The organism is Rugamonas violacea, assembly GCF_016461825.1.
In the GTDB taxonomy this organism is placed as follows: Bacteria; Pseudomonadota; Gammaproteobacteria; order Burkholderiales; family Burkholderiaceae_D; genus Rugamonas.
On the sequence record NZ_JAEMNU010000122.1, the window covers coordinates 1 to 21,820 of the forward strand.

Genomic DNA, 21,820 nt, shown 5'->3' on the forward strand with positions numbered 1-21,820 from the left:
CGTTCGCGACCAATTCATGGAAATAAGTTGGCGAAATCCAGCTAGACGCGGCAGAGCAGCCCTCATCTAGCTTCAAGTCCGACAGACTGCTAGCAAGATGCAAAACAGAAAAGCCAACCTTCACCGGTTGGCTTTTCTGTTTTCTGGTCCACTTCTGGACCACCCCAACTGTCGTATGTCAACGGGAGCTGAGCCACTCCCTCAGCGCATCGTTCATGCGCGTCTGCCAACCATCGCCGGTGGCCTTGAACGCCGCCAACACGTCGGCGTCAAACCGAATAGTTGTGCTGACCTTGGTCCCACTACCCGCCGGCCGGCCGCGCCGTCTTCCCACCTCCGCTTGCGCCTCAACGCGCGATACGATTTTTTCACCAATCCGCCAGACACCATTCTCAAAAAATTCGTCTGTCAGCTCAGGCGCATCGTCCGGGTCAACCCAAGTCTCGGGCGAATTTTGCGATTTCACGTTCATTGGCTTTCCTCATACTTTGAAGAATCAAAGGTGAGCCTCATGGAATTAGTGTAGTAACAAATATTGAAAACCACCAGAATTATCTGTAGGAATGAATATTGCGCCATCGAATCAGTCGTATTTATTGACCGCATGGCGCCGGCGCAAAGACACACAGCAGCGGCAGGAGCCCAAGGGCAGATACCGGGTAACGAACTGGCCGGCATACAACGGGGGACTGATTGCGAGGGGCGATGTGACGATCTGGATGGAGCAGGACCAGCGGCGGCCGGCCACCGATGCCGCGCCCGCCAAACGTGGCAAGGCACGTCATCCCGGAGCGGCTTCCCCTATCGCGCTTGCTTCACGGCGTTGAGAAAGAACCCTTTCCAGAACAGCACGACCTGGCGCTTGTCCCGTATGTAGAGAAAATCAATGCCAACCGGATCGTCGCACTCGATCTGAATTTCCGTTACAGTGTCCGGCAACGGAAGGTGCTTGGGTTCGAAGTTGTACTCCTTTATGAAATGCGCGTACATCCTGTGCCGCTCCGTCTTGAGCTTGGGATTGACACACACCGCGCTGTCGAACTGGATATGCTTCGACTCAATGAGCAGATCTTTGCCAATGAGCTTGCTCACCTCGTCATCCGACAGCGATGTCGTCTGCTGGCTGTCCAACACTTTGCTTATCTTCCATTTCCCTTCCAAACTCCCTACCGCCGATGCGGCACCGACATTCAGGGAAACCAGCAGGACGCAGCCACCAAGAAATGCCGATCTCATCGCGCACCTTCGGGCGTGTGACGGAAAGGCGCACTCTCTTCGCGCCGCCGCTCGATCAATCCTGGGGCGACAACGCGCCGCCCCCTTACCGTCGTACTAATGTTCGTCGATATGTTGTCCGCAGCCGCTTGCATAGCGCCCCTGTTTATAAGCCCGTAGGTATGCCTCGCTCCATACGCGCCCGTATTGTAGGTATAACTCACCAGTGCATCGAATTGTGCCTGCGTCAGAGCCTGGTTAGTAATGTTCCGACGGACCGCTCGCTCGGCCTCATCGACCGCTGCCGCGTGTGAAGCTTCGACCTGTGCCGCAGTAAGAGGCCTACGCAGCTCCTCAGCAGTACACGGTCCACGATGCACGAGTATCCCGATCCCGTAGGTGCAATTCCCGCGGTTTCCCCCCATGTCGTTGTAATAGCCCCGGACCTGTTCCCGATTGCGCAGACGCGCCCTCGCTTCAGGACTCATCGAAAAATTCGCGTTAGGGTTGCCTGTTGCGGCATGCGCAGCGGTTGCCATAAAACTCCTCCCAGATCGAGCGTGTCGGCGACACGGCTGTTCTAGAATTTACTGGTTGCGATATCGCGCCTCATGACTTGTCGCAAATTTGGCGCGGGCATGTTTTCCCATCACATTTGTTCGTGGCAACGTCGGCCTGACTTGATTTACTGCAATTTTCTCCTATCGCTCCAGACCAATAATTGTCGGGGCTGGCCTAGTGCCCGAAAAGCGACCTACTTCGTTGTTTTATTGGAGAAAATATGGCTATCGACGTTTATCTTCAAATCGACGGGATCAAAGGGGAATCGGCAGACGACAAGCACAGGGGCTGGATCGAATGCCGGTCAGTGAGTTGGGAGGTCGTGCAGCCGAGGTCCGCAACGGCATCCACCGGTGGCGGCCACACGAACGGACGTTGCGAGCACGGCGATATCGTGTTTTCGAAAATTTCCGACCTCGCGACTCCGGTACTCCTCCAATCGTGCTCGTCGGGAAAGACCATTCCAAGAGCCAAATTCGAGTTCCTGCGTGCGGACGGTCAAGGCCAACGCATCACGTATTTCGAAATCGAACTAGAAAACATCCTGATCGGCGATGTCATCCCCGCTCTCCGCGAAGGAAGCATCTTATCCGAACACGTCGGCCTGAAATACGCCAAGGTCAGATGGAAATACACTCAGCAAAAAATTGCGGGCGGCGCAAGCGGTAGCACAGTCGGCAGCTGGAATCTTTCAACAAATCGAATTTCGTGAGGTTTTGCTTACCCGCAGCCAGCACGAAGTCGTAACGCATTGGTGTTCGCTCAAGGTCAAATTGATCGGGACCAAAGCAACAATAATATGCCGATGGACTCCCGTGCATGTTGCCGCCGCGTTGAATGTGAAAAACCTAAAATGAACGCGACTAAAAGTTCCCTGCTGATGTCATTCGCGGAAAAGTACACCGTGCTGCTGATCGGCATGGTCGGCAGCATGATCGTGGCGCGACTGCTGACGCCGGGCCAGATCGGCATCTTCTCGATCGGCGCCGTCGTCGTCGGCATCACCCAGCTGGTGCGCGATTTCGGCATCGGCCAATACCTGATCCAGGAGCGGGACCTGAACGCCGAGCGCATCCGCGCCGCCTACACCTTGACGATGTTGATCGCCTGGAGCATGGCCGCGCTGCTGGCGCTGCTCAGCTACCCCATCGCAGATTTCTACCATGCGGCCGGTGTCGGCCAAGTCCTGCGCATACTGGCGCTGAACATCCTCCTGATCCCGTTCGGTTCCATCACACTGCCGGTACTGCGCCGGCAAATGCGCTTCGGCGCGCTCTACTGCATCAACGTGGCAAATGCGCTGGCCAACCTGATCGTCTGCCTCGTGCTGGTCAAACTGGGCTTGGGCTACCTGAGCCTGGCGTGGGCGGCGGTTGCCGGCAGCGTGGCGACGGTGCTGGCGAGCCTGCTATTCCGCCCCGCCGACATGCCATGGCTGCCCGGCTTCAAAGGCATGCGCAAGCTGCTGGCGTTCGGCGCCTACGCGACGAGCTCGAACGTGCTCGACGAGTGCGGTGTCGCCGCGCCGGACATGGTCATCGGCAAGATCATCGACGTCGAGGCGGTGGGGCTGTTCGGCAAGGCACAGGCCACGCTGAATATTTTCAACATGCTGATCACGAAAGCGGTGACGCCGGTGATCCTGCCGCTGTTTGCCGCCACGGTCCGTGACGGCCACGACATGAAGCAGCTGTACCTGCGCACCATCGCCTATATGGCCGGGCTGTCCTGGCCGTTCTTTGCCGTGCTGGCCGTGCTGGCCACGCCGCTGATACGCCTGCTGTACGGCAACCAGTGGGATGCCAGCGCGCCGCTGGTGCGCATCATGTGCATTTCGAGCGCCGTGTTCTGCCTGTTCGGCATGGCGCGCGACCTGTTTGTGGCGATGGGACAGGTGCGGCTGCGCGCGCAACTGGAGGCCATCAGCGTGCCGGTACGCATCGTCGGCATCGTCGTGGCGGCGCCTTTCGGACTGGAGGCGGTGGCCTGGAGCATCGTTGCGACGACAATGTTCCGTTCGGCACTGCTCTATCGCAGCCTGGCGGCACTGACCGGCATGCGCGTGGCGCAACTGGGCCACAGCGTCGCGCGATCCGCCGCCGTGACGCTGCTGACGCTCGCCGGCCCGGCGCTGGTGATGCTGTTGCCGGGGTTCGATGAGGCGAGGCCGGTGGTCCTGCTCGGGCTTGCCGGGCTGGCCGCGCTGGCCAGCTGGGTGGCGGGAATTCTATTGCTAAACCATGAGATCAAGCCGGAGCTGATAACGCTGTCGCGCCAGCTGCTGCGCCGCTTGCTTCCGAAACCGGTACGGCGCTAGGAGCGGATATGCCACTACATTCAGTCATCATGCCGGTCTACAACGGCCAGGCCTACCTGGCGGCGGCGATCGACAGCATCCTGCGGCAGACCTGCGGCGACCTCGAACTGATCATCGTCGACGATTGCGCGACCGATGGTTCGGCTGGGATTGCGGCCGGCTATGCCGCCCGGGATTGCCGCGTGCGCGTCGTTTCAACCGCCATCAATTCCGGCGCGCCCGCGCTGCCGAAGAATGTCGGCCTGTCGCTGGCACGGGGCCGGTACATCTCCTTCTGCGACCAGGATGACCTGCTGCTGCCGGACAAGCTGGAACATGCCGCGCGCGTGTTCCAGCAGCATCCCGACCTGGACATCCTCTTTGCCGACTACGAACCGTTCGGCGACGCGCTGCAGGGGCAGCGGCAGCCGGGCTATCTGGCGCACAAGGAGTTCACCTCGAAGGCGCAGGCCTACCTGGTGCCGCTGGACGACGGGCTGTACCGGTGCCAGAATTTCTGGGGTTGCATGGCGGGCCTGCACACCGGCATGAGCACGCAGACGATCGTGTGCCGGCGCGAGGTCATCGTCGGCCAGCGCTTCGACATCCGCTACCGCATCCTGGACGACATCTCGCTGTGGTACCGCTTCGCCGAGACGGCGCGGATTGGCTTCCTGGACCGCACGGTGGCGCTGTACCGCCACCACGACAAGGCGCTAACGAGCAACGACGACTTGCTCGCGCGGGAAACGCTGGCCTTCCACCGGGAAAATTACTTTCGCCAATCCCACCTGTTCAATGCCGCCGAGAACCGCCGTTACCGCAGCATGCTCGCCCGATTCCTGATCCGCGTCGCCTCGCGCCCCAACATCAGCAAGCTGGAACAGCGCGCCAATCTGGCGCAGTCGCTGATTTTCGATTTCCGCCTGCGGACGCTGCGCTGGCTGCTGCAAACATTCGCTTGAAACCGCAGCCGGTCCGTCCCGTACTCATGGGGGCGCGCCCTGCGTTATCGTCTCGAGCAAGGCCAACGGCATCGCGCCGTGGCGCAAGATGCGCTCGTGAAACGCCCGCAGATCGAATTTTTCTCCCTCGCGCGCCTTGGCAAGATCACGCAAGCGTCGAATTTCATACTGCCCCAATTTGTAGGTGATGGCCTGCACCGGCCAATTGCGCACACGCATGGTTTCACGTTCGGCGAGCTGCGGCAGCATGGGCAAGCGCGCATGCCAGTAGTCGAGCGCCTGCTGCGGGCTCCAGCCCTCCTGGTTGATGCCCACGTCGAGAATGACGCGGATCGAGCGCACCAGGTCCCATTCGACCGCGCCAAGTTCGTCGGAGGCTTGTTGATACAGTCCTAGCCGGCCGCCATACTCTTCCACATAGGCGCCCCAGCCCTCCGCATAGGCGGAATAAAAGACCTCGGGCAATACCGCAGGGCAAACCGAATGCTCGGCCGCATAGCGAAATTGATAATGATGGCCCGGCATGCTTTCGTGCAGCAATAAATAGTCGACGTTGCGCCTGTCCAAACTGGGTTTCGTCTGATTGAAATAGAAGGTTTTTTCATCCGGCTCGTAATACGCGTCCGCCGGAAAATCAGCGCCGCGCGCGACGCCCTTGATCACGGGCGGCGCGATGCCCTTCGCCGGAAATAGCTGGTCGAGCCGGGCGAACACGATAGCCTGCCTTGTCTTGTAGTCGGCCTCGGGCGTCTGTCCGGCGGGGTAATAGAATTCCGCTCCGGCCAGATGGGCGGCGAACTGTTGGTCGCGTCCCGCATAACCCATTTTGGCTTGCAGTTGGCGGTAGCGGCGCAAGGCGGACTCCAGTTGCGCCTCGCCAAGCGACTTCAAGGATTCGGGTGTCGTCGCCATGGTCAGCCAGCGCATGCGCAAGTAGGCATACCATTGGCTGCCGAGAGATGTCGCGTACAAGCCCTGGTTGCTGAGCACGGCCTTGTCGCCCAAGGCCTTGTATTGCTCGATCAGGTCGAGTTTTTTCTGGTTCAGCACCACCTCGAAATCAATCAACTTCAAATCGCGCTGCTGGCATGAAGTCGCCGCTTGCGCGTCGACAGCCCGCAGTTGGCGCGCATAGGCATCAAATACTTTCCGCTGCGCCGCAATGTCGGTTCCATGCACCAGGCTTTCAATTTCTGCTTTGTACGACAGATTCAGTTCGCCCATTGCCAAGCCACGATAATCGGCGCTGAAACGGGCGATCAATTCACCTGGCGTCGGCGACGGGGCAGCCTGGCTTGTCGCGCCCAGCACGCCCGCCTGCACGCTCAACATCAATAGGAGCGCAGGCAAACGGCGCGGGGCAAGCATGTTTCTGAGAGAATTTTTTTTCATTGCTTCTTTCTTGAAAATAGTAAGCGCAAGCCGCGTCCCGCCAGGGCATCGACGGCGATACTCGTCAGTGACTCTCGAGCTCAACCATCGCGCTGCTCGACATGGTACTCCATGTCAATTCCCACCGGAAACGACATGGTGCCGCCTTGGCGCCGTAGTCCACCGTTCCGTCCGCCCCGCCCCGCTCAACGCCGCGGCAGCGCCAGACGGTCGTCCTGCTGGCCGGCCAAGCGGAACACGCCCACCACCTGCGACAACTTGGCCGCCTGCTGCTGCATGCTCTCGGCCGCCGCCGCCGCCTCTTCGACCAGCGCGGCGTTTTGCTGGGTCACCGCGTCCATTTGGGTGATCGCCTCGTTGACCTGGGCGATGCCGGTGCTCTGCTCGTGGCTGGCCACGCTGATCTCGCCCATGATGTCGGTGACGCGGCGCACGCTGGCCACCACCTCGTCCATGGTGCCGCCGGCGTCGGCGGCCAGCTTGTTGCCGGCGGCGACGGTCTCGACCGAGGCGCCGATCAGCGCCTTGATCTCCTGCGCGGCGGCGGCGCTGCGCTGGGCCAGGCTGCGCACCTCGCTGGCGACCACGGCGAAACCGCGGCCCTGCTCGCCGGCGCGCGCCGCCTCGACCGCCGCGTTGAGCGCCAGAATATTGGTCTGGAAAGCGATGCCGTCGATCACACCGATGATGTCGACGATCTTCTTCGACGAGCCGTCGATCGAGGCCATCGTCTCGACCACCTGCGCCACCACCGCGCCGCCCTTGATGGCGACGGCGCAGGCCGACGCCGCCAGTTGATTGGCCTGCTGGGCGTTCTCGGCGTTCTGCTTGACGGTGCTGGTCAGCTGCTCCATCGAGGCCGCCGTCTCTTCGAGCGAACTGGCCTGCTCCTCGGTGCGCGATGACAGGTCGATGTTGCCGGCCGCGATCTGGCTCGACGCGGTGGCGATCGTGTCGGTGCTGCTGCGCACCTCGCCGACGATCTTGGCCAGCTCGTCGCGCATGGCGCGGATGCCGTGCAGCATGCTCGAACTGTCGTTGGCCTTGAGGTCGATGGCGACGCTCAGATCGCCCTCGGCGATGCGGCGCGTCACGTCCGAGGTGTAGCCGGGTTCGCCGCCGAGTTGCTTGAGCAGGCCGCGCGAAATCACCACGCCGATCGCCAGCAGCACACCGGCCAGGCCCAGCGCGCCGAGGGAGAACTCGATGCCGCGCTCGAACATCGTGGCGTTGACCGTGTCGATGTACACGCCGGAGCCGATGATCCAGCCCCAGGGCGCGAAGCCCTTGACATACGAGACCTTCTCGACCGGCGTCGCGCTGCCCGGCTTGGGCCAGCTATAGGCCACCGTGCCGGCGCCGCGCTCCTTGACGGTCTTGACGAACTCGACGAACAGGTATTTCCCCTGCGGGTCTTTTTTCCCCGACAGGTCCTGCTTGTCCAGCGCCGGCTGGATCGGATGCATGACCATCACCGGCCCCATGTCGGTGATGAAAAAATATTCGGTGCCGGAATAGCGCAGGCCGCGGATCGCCTCCACCGCCCTTTTTTGCGCCTCGGCGCGGGGGATCTGGCCGCTGCTGGCCTGCTGCTCGAAGTGGACCAACAGGCCGTGGGCCGTCTCCACCGCCTGCCGCACGCTGCTGCCGCGCTCGGCCAGGATCAATGCGCGCTCCGACCAAAGGAACAGGGCGGTCATCAGGACGATGCCGAGCAGCGCGCTGCCGATCAGGATGGAGAGTTTCTTGGCGATGCTCATCGACCGGGAAGTGGGGCTAGTCATGGGGTTATCCGTATCAGTGTGGGCGTGCGGACGGAGACGTCCGCAGGGCGAATTTCACTGTATCACAGGCAACATATAGGCAACACACAGGCAATGGTTCCGGCCGCCATTCGCCCTTCCGAGACGGCGGCGAAGTGTCTCCGGCGCCACACTCGATACTCCCCGGGCATGCCCGACGCCGCCAACCCCGCCCTGCCCCGCCCTTCCCCCCCCTTTCCCGCCGCGCGGGCGACTAGCAAAACAGTAGCCAAAAACAGACAAAACAGCAAAATTATACTTGTGACAATTAAGCAATTCGGGAATACTCCAGATGAGCTCAATTCATTGCCTTAATCATAAGAATGATCTCGGATACAGCAAATATGTTCAGTGGTACAGGGAGAGTATGTAGTTCTTTTTTAATAATTCAAAAACGTTAAAGGACACCGCATGAGACTGAGATCTTCTACAAAGCCGTCGACCATCGCCAGCCCCACCCGGGCCCGCGACCTGCTGCGCCGCACCGGCGCGGGCGGGATGTTGGCCCTGTGCGTGGCGTTGGCCTGGGGCTACGCCGGACCGGCCGCCATGGCCGCCGGTAAAGTCAGCAGCGTGCAACCGCAGGCCAGCGGCGCCTTCTGGCAAGACGTCGCCGACGCCCCGGCCCGGCGCACCGGCGCCAAGGGCGCCGTCAGCACCGTCAATCCGCGCCGCTTCCATGGCGCCACGCTGGACCGCGCCGGCCTCGCCGCGCTGGCCGCCGGCGCGCCGCTCGAACGCAGCGCCGCCGCCGCCCTCGGCCAGCTGACCATCTCCCTGCCCCACCCCGACGGCGGCTACCAGCGCTTCGCCATCGTCGAATCGCCCGTGATGGAGGCCGGCCTGGCCGCCAAGCACCCCGAGATCAAAACCTTCTCCGGCAAGGGCCTCGACGACCCCAGCGCCAGCCTGCGCATGGACCTCACCCCGCTCGGCCTGCACGCCTCGATCCGCTCGCCACAGGGCGCCTGGTATGTCGACCCCTACATCCACCTGGACGACAGCCTGTACGCCAGCTACCACGCGCGCGACCTGCCGAACCAACACGGCGCCCTGCAGGAAGGCCTGATCGGCGAAGCGCAGATAGTCCTGGCGCGCAGCTTCTACCACGCCGGCGACGCCCTCGAAGTGCGCGGCATCGGCTTCACGCCCGGCGCCTCGGTCAACATCAGCGTGCACAACCCGGACAGCGACAGCGGACCGCGCCAGAGCGTGGTGGTCCAGGCCGACCAGAACGGCATCGTCTCGACCACGCTGCAGGCCGACCCGTCGCGCAACAGCGGCGCCTACGAGGTCAGCGCCTCCGACGGCCGCAGCAGCAGCACCGCGAACTACCACGTCGTGCCCGACGAGGCCGCCACCAACGCCGCCACCGGCACCCAGCTGCGCACCTACCGGCTGGCGCTGCTGACCGACCCGTCCTACGCCAGCTACTTCGGCGGCCCGGCCAACGTGACGGCGGCCAAGGTGTCGCTGATCAACCGCGTCACCCAGGTCTACGAGGACGAGACCTCGATCCGCCTGGTGCTGATCAACAACAGCGACGCCCTCAACCTCGACACGGCGGCGCAGATGACCGGCGCCAACGGCCCCTGCGGCGGCGCGGCCTGCTTCACCGCCGCCCAGTCGACCGGCTGCAGCAGCGGCACGCTGAGCCGCAACCGCGTGGTGATCGGCCTGCTGGCCGGCGCCAGCAACTACGACGTCGGCCACATCGCGCTCGGCCTCAACGGCGGCGGCATCGCCAGCCTGGGCGTGGTCGGCGGCGGCTCCAAGGCGCAGGGTTGCACCGGCATCCCGACCCCGGTCGGCGACTACTACGCGGTCGACTACGTGGCCCACGAAATGGGCCACCAGTTCTCCGGCAACCACACCTTCAACGGCATCACCGGCAGTTGCAGCGGCGGCAACCGCAACGGCGGCACCTCGGTCGAACCGGGCAGCGGCTCGTCGATCATGGCCTACGCCGGCATCTGCGGCGGCGACAACCTGCAACCGCACAGCGACGCCTATTGGTCGCAACGCAGCTTCGACGAGATCGTCGCCTACACCTCCTCGGCCGAGAGCAACATCAACGAGGTGCAGATGGCCGCGCTGACCGGCTTCGCCAACAACGGCCAGCAATTCCAGTTGCGCTACAACGGCGTCAACTCGGCGGCCATCGTGCGCGGCAGCAACTTCACCACCAGCGGCGTCAAGGCGGCCGTCGAGGGCATCGCCGGCTGGCCGGCCGGCGCCACCGTCTCGGTCAGCGCGCTGAGCGACAACGCCTTCACCGTCACCTTCGGCGGCACCCTGGCGGCGACCAACGTCGGCGCGCTGCAGTTGGTGAACTGCTCGGCCGGTTGCAGCGGCTATGTCGGCGAGATCGCCGCCGGCGGCCAAACCGCGCGCCGTGGCAGCGTCTCGAACAGCGGCAACGAAGCGCCGGTGGTCAGCGCGCCGGCCGGCTACACCATCCCGCTGCGCACGCCGTTCGCCCTGACCGGCAGCGCCACCGACGCCGACGGCGACGCCCTGAGCTACATGTGGGAACAGAACGACCGCGGCGGCAGCAGCGGCACCGGCCTGCTCAGCAACAGCAAGCTCAACGGCCCGCTGTTCCGCCAGTTCGGCGTGCGCGCCGTGGTCAGCGAGGACGACACCATCAAGTACGGTTCGCCCGGCGAGAACCACGCCACGACCAATCCGACCCGGGTCTTCCCCGACCTGGCGCAGATCCTGGCCAACAACAGCAACGCCGAAACGGGCGCCTGCCCGACGCCGGGCAGCACGCCGAGCGCCGCCGACATCGAGTGCTACTCGGAGTTCCTGCCGACCGCCAGCTATGTCGGCCTGGCCGGCAGCAACGCCAACCCGGCCGCGCTGAACTTCCGCTTGACGGCGCGCGACGGCCGTGGCGGCGTCAACAGCGCCGCCACCACGCTGGTGCTGGCGCCCAACGCCGGTCCCTTCCTGGTCACCTCGCCCAACAGCGCCGTGGTGCTCGACGCCGGCTCGACGCAAACGGTGAGCTGGTCGGTGGCCAACACCAACGTCGCGCCGGTCGGCACGGCGAACGTGAAGATCAGCCTGTCGACCGACGGCGGCGCCAGCTTCCCGCACGTGCTGGCGGCCAGCACGCCGAACAACGGCAGCAAGGCGGTGACCCTGCCGCTGCTGGCCAGCGACAAGGCGCGCATCAAGGTCGAGGCGGTCGGCAACGTCTTCTTCGACATCTCCAACGCCAACTTCACCATCAAGCTGGCCGGTGACTTGAACGCGGACGGCGCCGTCAACTGCGCCGACCTGGCCATCGTCAAGGCGGCCCTCGGCAAGCGCAGCGGCCAGCCCGGCTACGACGCGCGGGCCGACGTCAACCTCGACGGCGTGGTCGACATCCGCGACCTGAACGCCGTGGCGCAGAAGGTCGTCGGCGTCAAGTCCTGCAACTAAAGCGGCAAGGCCGGCGCGGCGCCAGCGGGCGCCGGCCGGCCGCTCACTCGATACGCAGTGCCAAATACGCCCTGAGGGCAAGGAGAAATTCGTTATGATGAGTTGGAAAACCTGCAAGACCCAGTTGAGCATCGCCCTGTTGCTGGCCGCCGCCGCGACACAGGCCGCCGCCGCCGATCCTGTGCTGTCGGTGCTCGCCTCGAAGAACCCGGCGGTGAAGGGATCGACGGTCGAACTGGACGTGTCGATCGCCGGCGTCGCCGACCTGTTCAGCTACCAGTTCTCGTTCTCGTTCAACCCCGCCGTGCTGCAGGCCACCGGCGCCGGCGCCGGCAGCTTCCTCGGTGCCGACGCCTATGCCGACGGCGGCAAGATCGAACCGGCGCTGGGCTCGATCACCTACACCTTCGGCACGCTGCTCGGCGATCGGCCGGGCATCAGCGGCAGCGGCAAGCTGGCCCATTTCAGCTTCAACGTGATCGGCACCGGCGTCAGCGCGCTGACCTTCTCCGACGTGATCTTCCTCGATTCGCACAACGCCGACCTGGCGCTGCAAATCCAGCCGCAATCGCTGCTGGCCGTGCCCGAGCCGGAGACCTACCTGATGCTGGGCGTCGGCCTGGTCGGCCTGGCGGCGCTGCGTCGGCGCCAGCTCAAACAGCCGGGCGCCTAGCCGCCCCGGAGCGCGCCGCGAACGCAGCCAAGGGCACGTCGTTCCCGCGCAGGCGGGAACCCATACCGCGCAAGACGGGATGCGGTGCATGGCGGCTCAAGCGGAGCATGGGTTCCCGCCTGCGCGGGAACGACATCACTCCCGCGCAGGCGGGCAAGCCACGCTCCGCCGTCGGCTGGTTTTATGGCCGCCGACGCTTGGTACCGGCGGCCTTCGGCTGGCGCCGCCGCGCCGTGGCGTTCTGCAGTTGCAGCAACTGGTCGACCCGCGTCGACGCCTCGCGCGACAACAGCTGCGCCAGCTCGGCGTCGGGGAAGTACTCGGGCAGGCGGTAGGCCAGCCAGGCGTAGGCCGAATACAGGCGGCAGGTGTCCTCCACCTGCTGCAGGTTCAATTGGCCGATCTGGTTGCGCTCACCGCCCAGCCGCATGGTTTTCTTGCGCGACAGCGCCGTCGCCCAGCCCTCCCAGGCGTGCTGCAACGAGGCCACCTTGGTCGACACCGGCACCAGCGACAGCACGAACTTCTCGGCCACCGTCAACTCCAAGGTGTCGAGCCAGGCGGCGCGGTCGAACTGGTCCTCGGTGATGCGCGGGTAGAAGAAGCCGTCCGGCACGTCGATGTTGTGGACGAAGCGCTTGAGCAGCTTGGCCAGCGCCTGCTCGCCGGTCACCGCCGCGATGCGGTGCAAATGCTCCAGCGTCGGCGCGACGGCGAAACCGTTGGCCTTCAGCGGCACCGGCTTCTCGCGCAGCAGCTCGCGCATCACCTTGTGGGTCTCCTCGTCGTAGCCGGCCACCAGGCCCTCCTCGTGCACGCCGAAACGGCCGGCGCGGCCGGCGATCTGGCGCGCCAGCGCGGCCGGGATCTCCTCCTCGTCGACGCCGTTGTACTTGACCGTGGTGGTCATGACGATGCGGGCGATCGGCATGTTCAGGCCCATGGCGATGGCGTCGGTGCCGACCACCACGTCGGCCTCGCCGTCGCGGAAGCGCTGCGCCTGGGCGCGCCGCACCTCCGGCGACAGGTTGCCGTAGACGGTGGCCACCGACAGGCCCATCTCCGTCACCAGGTCGCACCACTTCAGCACCTCGCGGCGCGAGAAGGCGATCACCGCGTCGCCCCGGCGCAGGTTGCGCACCTTGCGCACGGCCATCGGCTCCATCGCCAGCGGCCCCTTGCGCTTGAGCAGATGCACCTCCAGCGGACACTCCAGGCGCGCCGCCAGCGCCTCGATGGCCTGCCGCGCCTCGGGCGCGCCGACCAGGTAGACGGTGCGCGCCGGCGCGCCGCAGACGGCGGCGGTCCAGGCGGCGCCCCGGTCGCGGTCGCCCAGCATCTGGATCTCGTCGATCACGGCGACATCGACCGGGGTCCGCGTGTCGAGCATCTCGACGGTGCTGGCGACGTGGCAGGCGCCGGCCATCAGGCGGCGCTCCTCGCCCGTCACCAGGCTGACGGCGAGCGGTTTGCCGTGCCGCTGCACGGTCTGCAGGCGCTCGTAGTTCTCCAGCGCCAGCAGGCGCAGCGGCGCCAGGTAGACCCCGCTGTCGGCCTTGGCCAGCGCCTCGATGGCCTGGTGGGTCTTGCCCGAGTTGGTCGGCCCGAGCAGCGCGATGAAGCGGCGCGGCAGGCGCCGCGCCATCTCGAACGAGGCCGGGTACTCGGCCAGGTTGATGCTCTGCTTGGTGCGCTCGGCGTGGCGCTCCTCCACCTCGCGCTCGACGGCGTGCTCGAAGCGCTGGCGGATGCGCTCGAACACGGCGCCGGCCGGCTCGGCCAACGGCGTGTCGACCAGCGCGCGCAGGAAGGGCGCCGGGTCCATGTCGCAGTCCTCGCACAGGCCGAGCAGCTCGGCGACGAAGTCGGCGGCGGCGGCGTGCAGCTCGGCGACGGCGTCCCCGCTGGCGCGCTCGGCCAGCAGCGCGGCGCGCGCCTGGGCGTCCAGCTTGCGCCACTTCGACGGCTTGGCCAGCACGCCCTGCGCCGGCACCAGCTCGTAAGGCACCGCGCGGCCGCCGCTGTGGACCGTGCCGGCGAAGCGCAGGAACACCCGGCCCTCCATGCGCGCCAGCGCGATGCCGCGGGCGTCCAGGCCCAGTTGCCGGCACAGGTCGTCGTCGTCGCCCTGGTCGGTGTCATTGCTATCGTGGGGCGGGAGGGGAATGGGCTGGGTCATGGCGGCACTGGGCAAGTTGATTCGCGGCGGATTATAACGCGCCGCGCGCCGCCGCCGGAACGGCACTTGCAGAATCGCCGAGGCGGCGTTACAATTGCGCCCCTTCGGGTCGTTAGCTCAGCTGGTAGAGCAGCGGACTTTTAATCCGTTGGTCGCAGGTTCGAATCCCGCACGGCCTACCACGAATACAGCAGTACAGAGCAGGGTTAGTGAGCGCAAGCTTCCTAACCCTTTTTTGCGTTTACAAGAAAAATATTACCCAATCTCTCCTGTTCAAATGCGCACGTACGAGAATTGCGCAGCACGACGGGCTACGCCCATCAAAATAGTGAACAATATACACACCTGGGAATTGCATAAGTGTATATTTTCCGAAATCGAAAGGATTCTCACCAAAAGGAGAAGTCTCCTCACATTAGCGTGACTTGACTTCACGTTTGGCACGCTATAATTAACCTCCATGACCTATGACGAATTCCAACGACACGTCGGCAAAGCTGGCCTCAAGCTCTACCAGTTCGCCCGCTTCATGGACTTGAATCCGACAACGATCAGCAACAAGCGCAGCCGTGGGGTCCCCCGTCACTTGGCGATGGTTGCCGTCCTGCTGGGCGAACTGGCGGATCGCGGTATCGACTACCGCGAGCTATTGGCGAGAAATGGCATTGAACCAACGGAGCCGTGTAATTCGGATGCCAATGGGTCTACCAATGGCGAAAAGAAATAAGGGCACGAAAATGAGTCTTCCAACCTAACCAATGAACGTATGCTGAAGCCTTCAGACAACAACAAGAACAATTCGCTGGGCCCGGAAGAGCTCGTCCGTTGGCATGAGCTGCGTGCAAAATACCATGCACACCTTATCTCCCTGATTTCCCATCCCATGACTCCGGCTTTTTTCGACCTTTCAAAGGTCTTTCCCGACGTGAACGAGCTCCCCGTGTTGCTCGACCAGGTCGACGACCTCAAGAAGTGTCTGGACAGCTTCCGCCCGCTTAATCCGGCACAGCTCAAGAACCTACAAGGGGCCTGGGATATCGAATACACGTACGAGTCCAACCGGATCGAAGGGAACACACTGACGCTACAGGAAACGGGATTGGTCATCAACGAGGGCATCACGGTCGGCGGAAAGCGGCTCAACGAACACCTCGAAGCGATCAACCACAAGGAAGCAATCGACTACATCCGCGAGCTCGCGACCGGGCAGACCGAGCTGAACGAATACACGCTCAATTCCATCCACGCGCTCATACTCCGGGGAATCGATCAGGGCAATACCGGAAAATACCGATCGGTGCCGGTCACGATCTCGGGCGCGAAGCACGTGCCGCCGCAGCCATTCCTGGTCAAGAAACTCATGGAGGATCTCTTCGTTTTTTACAACGAAAAGAAAAATACCCTTCACCCCGTCCAGCTCGCCGCAGAAATGCACGAACGTCTTGTCACGATCCATCCGTATATCGACGGGAACGGACGCACGTCGCGCCTACTGATGAATCTCATCCTTCTACAGCACGGTTATCCGATTGCGAACATATCGGCGGACCAGCGGATCGCCTACTACAACGCTCTTGAAAAGGCCCAGGTCGAGCAAGATGTGAGCGATTTCCACCAGCTCGTAGCGAAGACGGAAAAAGCGTCCCTCGTGAAGTATCTGGCCATGGTGTCCGGGAACGTCGGCGAGGATGCTAAAGGTAAGGGACTTTATTTCTTCGAACGGATCAAGGACTACCTGTAAAGAGGCGCAGCGGGATCGCCGGACGTGTATTGCCTGCCGGAGTAACTATCGCGGATCGTTCGTTGCCCGAAGGCTTCCCACCCCACCGCTCCCAACGCAATTCAACTTTGGAGCAAGGCCCGAATGACCATGGGCGCCGCGAAATACGTCGCAGAAGCGCATTCCGACCTCCTGTACATCCAGATCGGCGCGTGACCATTTTTTGCGTCCTCACATAAAAAATATTTCCCCATTTGGGGAATATTTCCCCTCCCGCCCCCGCCCCGCCCGCCACTCGAATACTTGATCCGGCGTCCTAGGGGCCGACCACGATTACGCTCGTTTCCGCCATCGGCCAGGACATGCTTCGACGTTTCCTGGTGGCCAGACACGTTTCGGCTGCCCATTTCTGGAATTCGTGGCGCTTGTAAAAGTGGAAAGATTGTGTCAAGATTTCTTAAAGATAAATACTTACAATTTAACAACTTGGTATGCCGTGCAAGGTTCGAACGACATGCCGCGACCCACGTGTTTTCACAATCTACCGGGGAGAAGCCACCAAATGCTTGATATGTTTGTCAATGACCACTTGGCGACGGTCGCCGAGCTGGTGTCTCTGATCAGAGACACTTTTCCGTCAATTGAAATGAGCACCGCAGTGTCAATCCAGGACGCTGCCAAGCTCATCAAGGAAACCGATACCTACACGCCCAACATCATGCTGCTCGATACGCGCTTGAGCAGCAGTGACGGCGCCGTTCAACACGTGGCGGAACTACGTGCCCAGTGTCCCCAACATGCCATCTCGGCCATCTTCGTGCCGCTCCTGAGCGACGGCATCAGCATTTCCTTGTACCGCAGCCGGCAAAGGCTCAGGGCGATCGGCCATAACGGCTACCATTCGGTATTGCAGATAATCGCTTCGCTCAGCGATGTGCGCGAGCCCGCCGTTGCAGCGGCGGCCGCGCAGGATCCCCCCTTGCCCGGCTTGACCAATCGGCAGAAGGAACTGATCGCCCTGCTGCTCGAAGGACAGTCGAACAAGGCGATCGCGCGCACCCTGGACCTGAGCTACGGCACGGTCAAAAACTACATCTTCGACCTGATGCGGCTGCTCGGCGTCAAGTCGCGGCTGGAGTTGGTCACCAAGGTGCGCGGCACTGCGGCCGTGCACCAGCCGCCCCATGTTCGGCAAGGCATGTGCGCGTCCTGCGGCGTGCCGCATGGGCTGCCTTGACAGGCGCAATGCCTGTCAGCGCGCCGCCACAACACCTCGCAACAGCTTCCTTCGGTCGTTTCCCCACATCTCGTCGGCGCGGCGCGCACAGCCGCCGCCGCCGTTCCAAACTGCCCGCGCATGACCTAAGTTAAGTGACTTTTGTTAAGTGACTTTTGCCATCTGGCGACGGCGATCGAATCAGCGCAGACTTCTCTGGCGTGCCGATGTGGGCCGGTCCAAACACCGCGCCAACACGGCTGGGCAAACCTAGCAAGTGCCGGCCTCGGGCCGGTCCGCTCTGCTGAACTCACAGGAACTCGCATATGCGCTGTCTCATCATCGACAACTACGACTCATTCACCTGGAATCTGGCTGACTACGTTTCGCAGATCTACGGTGAGGAGCCGCTCGTGATTTACAACGACCAGTACACCTGGGATGAAATCTGCTCGCTGCAGGAGTTTGGCAGCATCATCATCTCACCTGGTCCAGGCTCGGTGGTCAACCACGGCGATTTCCAGGTCTCGCGCCACGCGCTGGAGCAGAACGATATTCCGGTGCTGGGGGTGTGCCTTGGCATGCAGGGCCTGGCGCACATTTACGGGGCGCGCATCGAAGCCGCGCCGGTGCCGTATCACGGCCGCACGTCGACCATCCGCCACCACGGCGGCGCGCTGTTCGAGGGCATACCGGCCGGCTTCGAGGCGGTGCGCTATCACTCGCTGTGCGTGGCGCGGGAATCGGTGCCGCCCAGCCTGCGTGTGACAGCGCAGCTGGACTGCGGCCTGGTCATGGCGCTGGAGCATACGCGCCATCCGAAATGGGGCGTGCAGTTTCATCCGGAATCGATTCTGAGCGAACATGGCATCCAGCTCATGTCCAACTTCCGCAACCTGGCCTATCGCCACGCCGGCGTGGCCGTGCCGGCGCCGCGGACGATGGTCGGCGCGCGCGGCCTGGCGCCGCATGCCGAGACGGCCGGCCAAGCGCTTGCCGTGACGCGCAAACGCCTGCTCAGCAGGAAAATCGACCGGCTGGCCGACGCCGAAGCGGTGTTCCTCAAGCTGTACGCCGAACAGGAGCATTGCTTCTGGCTCGACAGCCAGAACGTCATCGATGGCATGTCGCGCTATTCCTTCATGGGCGCGGTCAACAAGGAGCAAGTGCTCACCTACCGCAACGGCAGCCCGGACAAGGGGCCCGGCGCGGGCGAGGACTTCATCGCCACCTTGGATCAATATCTCGAAGCGACCAAGGTCGAGGCCGACACCGAACTGCCGTTTGAATTTCGCGGCGGCTATGTCGGCTTCATGACGTACGAGATGCGCGCCGTCTTCGGCCAAACCGTCACCAAGACCAACCTGCTGCCCGACGCCATATGGATGCGCGCCGAACGCTTCATCGCCTTCGACCATGTCAGCGGCGCCGCCTGGTTGTTGGGCATCGACGATCCGGCCCATCCCGGCGCGCTCCAAACCTGGATGGATGACACCGAGGCACGCCTGGCCGTCGCCGTCGCCGGCGCGGGCGCGGGCGCCGCAACCCCGGCGCACCTGGGGCTCGACGCCCTGGACATCGACATCGATTTCAACCGCGACCAATACATCGCGGCGATCGCCCGCTGCAAGGAAAAGATCGTCGCCGGGGAATCCTACGAAATCTGCCTGACCAACCATTTCTCTTTCGAGCTGGCGCTCGATCCGGTCAAGCTGTATCTGCTGATGCGGCGCGAGAACGCCGCGCCGTTCGGCGCCTTCATCAAGAGCCGCGACTACAGCGTTCTGAGTACCTCGCCGGAGCGCTTCCTGAAGGTCGAGCGCGACGGCGTGGTGCAGACCAAGCCGATCAAGGGCACCTGTCCGCGCTCGGACGACGCCGCCATCGACCGGAGCAACGCGGCCAAGCTGGCGGCCTCGGAAAAGGACCGCGCGGAAAACCTGATGATCGTCGATCTCATGCGCAATGACCTGGGCCGGGTCGCCGTGCCGGGCAGCGTGGTGGTCTCCAAGCTGATGGGCATTGAAAGCTACCGCACCATGCACCAGATGGTCAGCACGGTCGACGCCCGGCTCAAGGCCTCCTGCACCTTGGTCGACCTGCTGCGGGCGATCTTCCCCGGCGGCTCGATCAGCGGGGCGCCCAAGCAGCGCACCCTGGACATCATCGACCAGCTCGAACTGGCGCCGCGCGGCGTCTACTGCGGCACCATCGGCTACCTCGGCTACAACCGGGTGGCCGACCTCAACATCGCCATCCGCAGCCTGTCCTACGACGGCACCAGCGTGCAGTTCGGCGCCGGCGGCGCCATCACCTACCTGTCCGATCCGCAGGCCGAATTCGACGAGGTGCTGCTCAAGGCCGAATCGATCCTGCGGCCGATCTGGCATTACGTCAGCAGCAGCGAGCGCCGACTGCTCTACCGGCTCGCCGGCAACACGATGCGCCTATGATCCGCCCGCCACCAGCCCCTCCGACGAGTCGCTACCAGAGCCCGTGGGCGCTGCGCTTCGGCCATCCGGGAGCGCAGCCGCGCCTGCGCCTGTTCTGCTTTCCTTACGCCGGGGGCGACGCCAACCTTTACCGCGACTGGGCGGCCGGCCTGCCGGAGCAGGTCGAGGTGGTCGGCGTCCAGTATCCGGGGCGCGGCATGCACGCCGACGCCCCCATCAGCGACTGCGCGACCTTGGTGCGGCGCCTGCATGCCGCCCTGACCCCGCTGCTCGATCTGCCCTTTGTTTTTTTCGGCCACAGCAACGGCGCCCTGATCAGCTACGAGCTGGCGCGCCGGCTGGACGGCGCGCAAACCGCACGCCACCGGCACCACTTCGTCTCGGCGCGCCACGCGCCGCAGTTGCCGCGCACCCGGCGCGCCATCGGCAGGCTCGAACGGGACGACTTCGTCGCCGCGATCGCCGAGCTCGGCGCCACCCCGCGCGACATTCTCGACGACCGGGCGCTGGTCGATTTTCTGCTGCCAAGGCTGCGCGCCGATTTCACCCTGGGCGAAGACTACCGCTTCACCCCGGGGCCGCGCCTGCCCTGCGCCGCCAGTGTGCTGTATGGAACGCAGGACGCGCTGGCGGACGCCCCCCATAGCCGGCCCTGGTCCGAGCTGTTCAGCGGACCGGTGCGGCTGCAAGCGATCGACGGCGGCCATTTCTACCTGCAATCGAACCGCGACGCGGTGCTCGAAGTCGTCGGCGGCGAACTGCGCGCGCTGCTGGCCTCGCCCATTCCTTCCGGCGGCGGCGCAGCCGGCCACGCCGGCCCCATCCATGCCTGCCCCATTTCATCACTGACCACATGAACCAACCAAGCACAGTGCCCGCCTTTTCGTTCGACCTGTTCTACAACACGGTCAACGCCTACTACCGCAGCGCCGCCGTCAAGGCCGCTTTGGAACTGGGCATCTTCGACGTGATCGGCGAGCAGGGTTTGCCGATCCCCGCCATCGCCGACGCCTGCCACGCCTCGGAGCGCGGCGTGCGCATCCTCTGCCGCTTCCTGGCGGCCATCGGTTTTCTCAAGATGAACGGCGAGGTGCCATTCATGACGCGCGAAATGGTCATGTACCTGAACCGCAAGTCGCCCGGCTACCTGGGCGGCAGCATCGATTTCCTGCTCTCGCCCTACATCATGAACGCCTTCACCGACCTGAGCTCGGTGGTGCGCACCGGCGAGATCGGCCTGCAGCGGGACGGCGTGCTGGCCGCCGACCATCCGCAGTGGGTCCAGTTCGCCCGCTCGATGGCGCCGATGATGTCGCTGCCGTCGATGCTGTTGGCCGAACTGGTCGACCAGCCGCCCGCCAGGCCGTTGCGGGTGCTCGACGTCGCGGCCGGCCACGGCCTGTTCGGCATCGCCGTGGCGCGCCGCAACCCGCTGGCCGAGATCACCTTCCTGGACTGGGACAATGTGCTCGACGTGGCGCGGGAAAACGCCAGCCACGCCGAGCTGGGCGAGCGCGCCCGCTGGCTGCCCGGCAGCGCGTTCGAGGTCGACTACGGCGAAGGCTACGACGTCATCCTGCTGACCAATTTCCTGCACCATTTCGATGAAGCCGGCTGCGCGCTGATTCTGCGCAAGGCGCATGCCGCGCTAAAACCCGACGGCCGCGTCTACACCTTCGAATTCATTGCCAACGAAGACCGCATCTCGCCGCCGCTCGCCGCCACCTTCAGCATGATGATGCTGGGCACCACGCCACTGGGCGAGGTGTACAGCTTCTCGGACATGCAACGCATGTTCGGGGCGGCCGGCTACGAACACGTGGAACTCAAGCCCATCCCGCCGGCCATGGAAAAAGTCGTGGTCTCGTACAAGACCCGGCCGCCGCGCTGAGCGCCGCCGCCCCGCCCCCGCC

At 63.9% G+C, this 21,820-nt stretch carries 17 protein-coding genes and 1 tRNA gene; 12 read left to right on the plus strand and 6 right to left on the minus strand.

All coding sequences use genetic code 11. From position 1 onward, the window contains the following. Window positions 1-178: 178 nt before the first annotated feature. The 3 genes from H7U20_RS22090 to H7U20_RS22100 form a co-directional block, all read right to left on the minus strand. A complete protein-coding gene (locus H7U20_RS22090; protein WP_199761307.1) occupies window positions 179-472 on the minus strand; it encodes a BrnA antitoxin family protein in 294 nt (97 codons plus the stop codon). A gap of 329 nt (window positions 473-801) precedes the next feature. Then, a complete protein-coding gene (locus H7U20_RS22095) occupies window positions 802-1,236 on the minus strand; it encodes a hypothetical protein (RefSeq protein WP_199761308.1) in 435 nt (144 codons plus the stop codon). Then, window positions 1,233-1,754: a lysozyme gene (locus H7U20_RS22100; protein WP_370593217.1), complete on the minus strand. Its 522-nt coding sequence runs from the start codon at window positions 1,752-1,754 to the stop codon at window positions 1,233-1,235. Before H7U20_RS22100 ends, H7U20_RS22095 begins: the two co-directional genes overlap by 4 nt. Window positions 1,755-1,996: 242 nt before the next feature. On the opposite strand from H7U20_RS22100, the gene H7U20_RS22105 reads away from it, so the two are divergent. The 3 genes from H7U20_RS22105 to H7U20_RS22115 all read left to right on the plus strand — a co-directional run bounded on the left by H7U20_RS22105 (window position 1,997) and on the right by H7U20_RS22115 (window position 5,037). Beyond that, the gene (locus H7U20_RS22105) at window positions 1,997-2,488 is read left to right on the plus strand and encodes an Hcp family type VI secretion system effector (RefSeq protein WP_199761309.1); all 492 of its coding nucleotides are present in this window, start codon (window positions 1,997-1,999) and stop codon (window positions 2,486-2,488) included. A gap of 141 nt (window positions 2,489-2,629) precedes the next feature. After that, window positions 2,630-4,093, plus strand: coding sequence for a lipopolysaccharide biosynthesis protein (locus tag H7U20_RS22110; RefSeq protein ID WP_199761310.1), 1,464 nt, complete (start codon window positions 2,630-2,632; stop codon window positions 4,091-4,093). An 8-nt stretch (window positions 4,094-4,101) separates the two neighbouring features. Further along, window positions 4,102-5,037 (plus strand): glycosyltransferase family 2 protein, encoded by a 936-nt coding sequence (locus H7U20_RS22115; RefSeq protein ID WP_199761311.1) that lies wholly within the window; start codon window positions 4,102-4,104, stop codon window positions 5,035-5,037. Window positions 5,038-5,061: 24 nt separating this feature from the next. Here H7U20_RS22115 and H7U20_RS22120 read toward each other — a convergent pair whose 3' ends face one another. Together H7U20_RS22120 and H7U20_RS22125 are read right to left on the minus strand one after the other, a co-directional pair. Then, on the minus strand, window positions 5,062-6,429 hold the full coding sequence (locus H7U20_RS22120; protein WP_199761312.1) for a DUF885 domain-containing protein: 1,368 nt from the start codon (window positions 6,427-6,429) through the stop codon (window positions 5,062-5,064). A 185-nt stretch (window positions 6,430-6,614) separates the two neighbouring features. After that, window positions 6,615-8,213, minus strand: a complete 1,599-nt coding sequence (locus H7U20_RS22125; RefSeq protein ID WP_233410989.1) for a methyl-accepting chemotaxis protein — start codon at window positions 8,211-8,213, stop codon at window positions 6,615-6,617. Window positions 8,214-8,642: 429 nt separating this feature from the next. Here H7U20_RS22125 and H7U20_RS22130 point away from each other — a divergent pair, with 429 nt between their 5' ends. Together H7U20_RS22130 and H7U20_RS22135 are read left to right on the plus strand one after the other, a co-directional pair. Then, complete coding sequence (locus tag H7U20_RS22130) at window positions 8,643-11,666, plus strand: M12 family metallo-peptidase (protein ID WP_233410990.1); 3,024 nt, start codon at window positions 8,643-8,645, stop codon at window positions 11,664-11,666. Window positions 11,667-11,760: 94 nt separating this feature from the next. After that, window positions 11,761-12,339: a cohesin domain-containing protein gene (locus tag H7U20_RS22135; RefSeq protein WP_199761313.1), complete on the plus strand. Its 579-nt coding sequence runs from the start codon at window positions 11,761-11,763 to the stop codon at window positions 12,337-12,339. Between the two features lie 181 nt (window positions 12,340-12,520). Here the strand turns inward: H7U20_RS22135 and H7U20_RS22140 are convergent, their stop codons facing one another. Continuing rightward, entirely contained in the window at window positions 12,521-14,518 is a 1,998-nt protein-coding gene (locus H7U20_RS22140; protein ID WP_199761314.1) for a helicase-related protein, read from the minus strand. Window positions 14,519-14,624: 106 nt separating this feature from the next. Between H7U20_RS22140 and H7U20_RS22145 the strand changes: the two genes are divergently transcribed. The 7 genes from H7U20_RS22145 to H7U20_RS22175 all read left to right on the plus strand — a co-directional run bounded on the left by H7U20_RS22145 (window position 14,625) and on the right by H7U20_RS22175 (window position 21,798). After that, window positions 14,625-14,700, plus strand: a tRNA-Lys gene (locus H7U20_RS22145). Between the two features lie 278 nt (window positions 14,701-14,978). After that, the gene (locus tag H7U20_RS22150) at window positions 14,979-15,245 is read left to right on the plus strand and encodes an XRE family transcriptional regulator (RefSeq protein WP_199761315.1); all 267 of its coding nucleotides are present in this window, start codon (window positions 14,979-14,981) and stop codon (window positions 15,243-15,245) included. Window positions 15,246-15,284: 39 nt separating this feature from the next. Further along, window positions 15,285-16,259, plus strand: a complete 975-nt coding sequence (locus H7U20_RS22155) for a Fic family protein (RefSeq protein ID WP_199761316.1) — start codon at window positions 15,285-15,287, stop codon at window positions 16,257-16,259. Window positions 16,260-16,800: 541 nt separating this feature from the next. Beyond that, window positions 16,801-17,475, plus strand: a complete 675-nt coding sequence (locus H7U20_RS22160; RefSeq protein ID WP_199761317.1) for a helix-turn-helix transcriptional regulator — start codon at window positions 16,801-16,803, stop codon at window positions 17,473-17,475. 305 nt (window positions 17,476-17,780) lie between these two features. Beyond that, window positions 17,781-19,907 (plus strand): aminodeoxychorismate synthase component I, encoded by a 2,127-nt coding sequence (pabB, locus tag H7U20_RS22165; protein WP_199761318.1) that lies wholly within the window; start codon window positions 17,781-17,783, stop codon window positions 19,905-19,907. Then, entirely contained in the window at window positions 19,904-20,764 is an 861-nt protein-coding gene (locus tag H7U20_RS22170; RefSeq protein ID WP_199761319.1) for a thioesterase II family protein, read from the plus strand. Before pabB ends, H7U20_RS22170 begins: the two co-directional genes overlap by 4 nt. Beyond that, a complete protein-coding gene (locus H7U20_RS22175) occupies window positions 20,761-21,798 on the plus strand; it encodes a class I SAM-dependent methyltransferase (protein WP_199761320.1) in 1,038 nt (345 codons plus the stop codon). The genes H7U20_RS22170 and H7U20_RS22175 overlap by 4 nt, the downstream gene beginning before the upstream one ends. Window positions 21,799-21,820 lie beyond the last annotated feature (22 nt).

What these genes read in the sequence shown, in the direction of transcription:
- H7U20_RS22135 (WP_199761313.1), top strand. Translation starts at nt 11,761, where the DNA reads ATGATGAGTTGGAAAACCTGCAAGACCCAGTTGAGCATCGCCCTGTTG.
- H7U20_RS22110 (WP_199761310.1), top strand. Translation starts at nt 2,630, where the DNA reads ATGAACGCGACTAAAAGTTCCCTGCTGATGTCATTCGCGGAAAAGTAC.
- H7U20_RS22095 (WP_199761308.1), bottom strand. Translation starts at nt 1,236, where the DNA reads ATGAGATCGGCATTTCTTGGTGGCTGCGTCCTGCTGGTTTCCCTGAAT.
- H7U20_RS22160 (WP_199761317.1), top strand. Translation starts at nt 16,801, where the DNA reads ATGCTTGATATGTTTGTCAATGACCACTTGGCGACGGTCGCCGAGCTG.
- H7U20_RS22155 (WP_199761316.1), top strand. Translation starts at nt 15,285, where the DNA reads ATGCTGAAGCCTTCAGACAACAACAAGAACAATTCGCTGGGCCCGGAA.
- pabB (WP_199761318.1), top strand. Translation starts at nt 17,781, where the DNA reads ATGCGCTGTCTCATCATCGACAACTACGACTCATTCACCTGGAATCTG.
- H7U20_RS22125 (WP_233410989.1), bottom strand. Translation starts at nt 8,213, where the DNA reads ATGACTAGCCCCACTTCCCGGTCGATGAGCATCGCCAAGAAACTCTCC.
- H7U20_RS22105 (WP_199761309.1), top strand. Translation starts at nt 1,997, where the DNA reads ATGGCTATCGACGTTTATCTTCAAATCGACGGGATCAAAGGGGAATCG.
- H7U20_RS22120 (WP_199761312.1), bottom strand. Translation starts at nt 6,429, where the DNA reads ATGAAAAAAAATTCTCTCAGAAACATGCTTGCCCCGCGCCGTTTGCCT.
- H7U20_RS22100 (WP_370593217.1), bottom strand. Translation starts at nt 1,754, where the DNA reads ATGGCAACCGCTGCGCATGCCGCAACAGGCAACCCTAACGCGAATTTT.
- H7U20_RS22150 (WP_199761315.1), top strand. Translation starts at nt 14,979, where the DNA reads ATGACCTATGACGAATTCCAACGACACGTCGGCAAAGCTGGCCTCAAG.
- H7U20_RS22115 (WP_199761311.1), top strand. Translation starts at nt 4,102, where the DNA reads ATGCCACTACATTCAGTCATCATGCCGGTCTACAACGGCCAGGCCTAC.
- H7U20_RS22090 (WP_199761307.1), bottom strand. Translation starts at nt 472, where the DNA reads ATGAACGTGAAATCGCAAAATTCGCCCGAGACTTGGGTTGACCCGGAC.
- H7U20_RS22130 (WP_233410990.1), top strand. Translation starts at nt 8,643, where the DNA reads ATGAGACTGAGATCTTCTACAAAGCCGTCGACCATCGCCAGCCCCACC.
- H7U20_RS22140 (WP_199761314.1), bottom strand. Translation starts at nt 14,518, where the DNA reads ATGACCCAGCCCATTCCCCTCCCGCCCCACGATAGCAATGACACCGAC.
- H7U20_RS22175 (WP_199761320.1), top strand. Translation starts at nt 20,761, where the DNA reads ATGAACCAACCAAGCACAGTGCCCGCCTTTTCGTTCGACCTGTTCTAC.
- H7U20_RS22170 (WP_199761319.1), top strand. Translation starts at nt 19,904, where the DNA reads ATGATCCGCCCGCCACCAGCCCCTCCGACGAGTCGCTACCAGAGCCCG.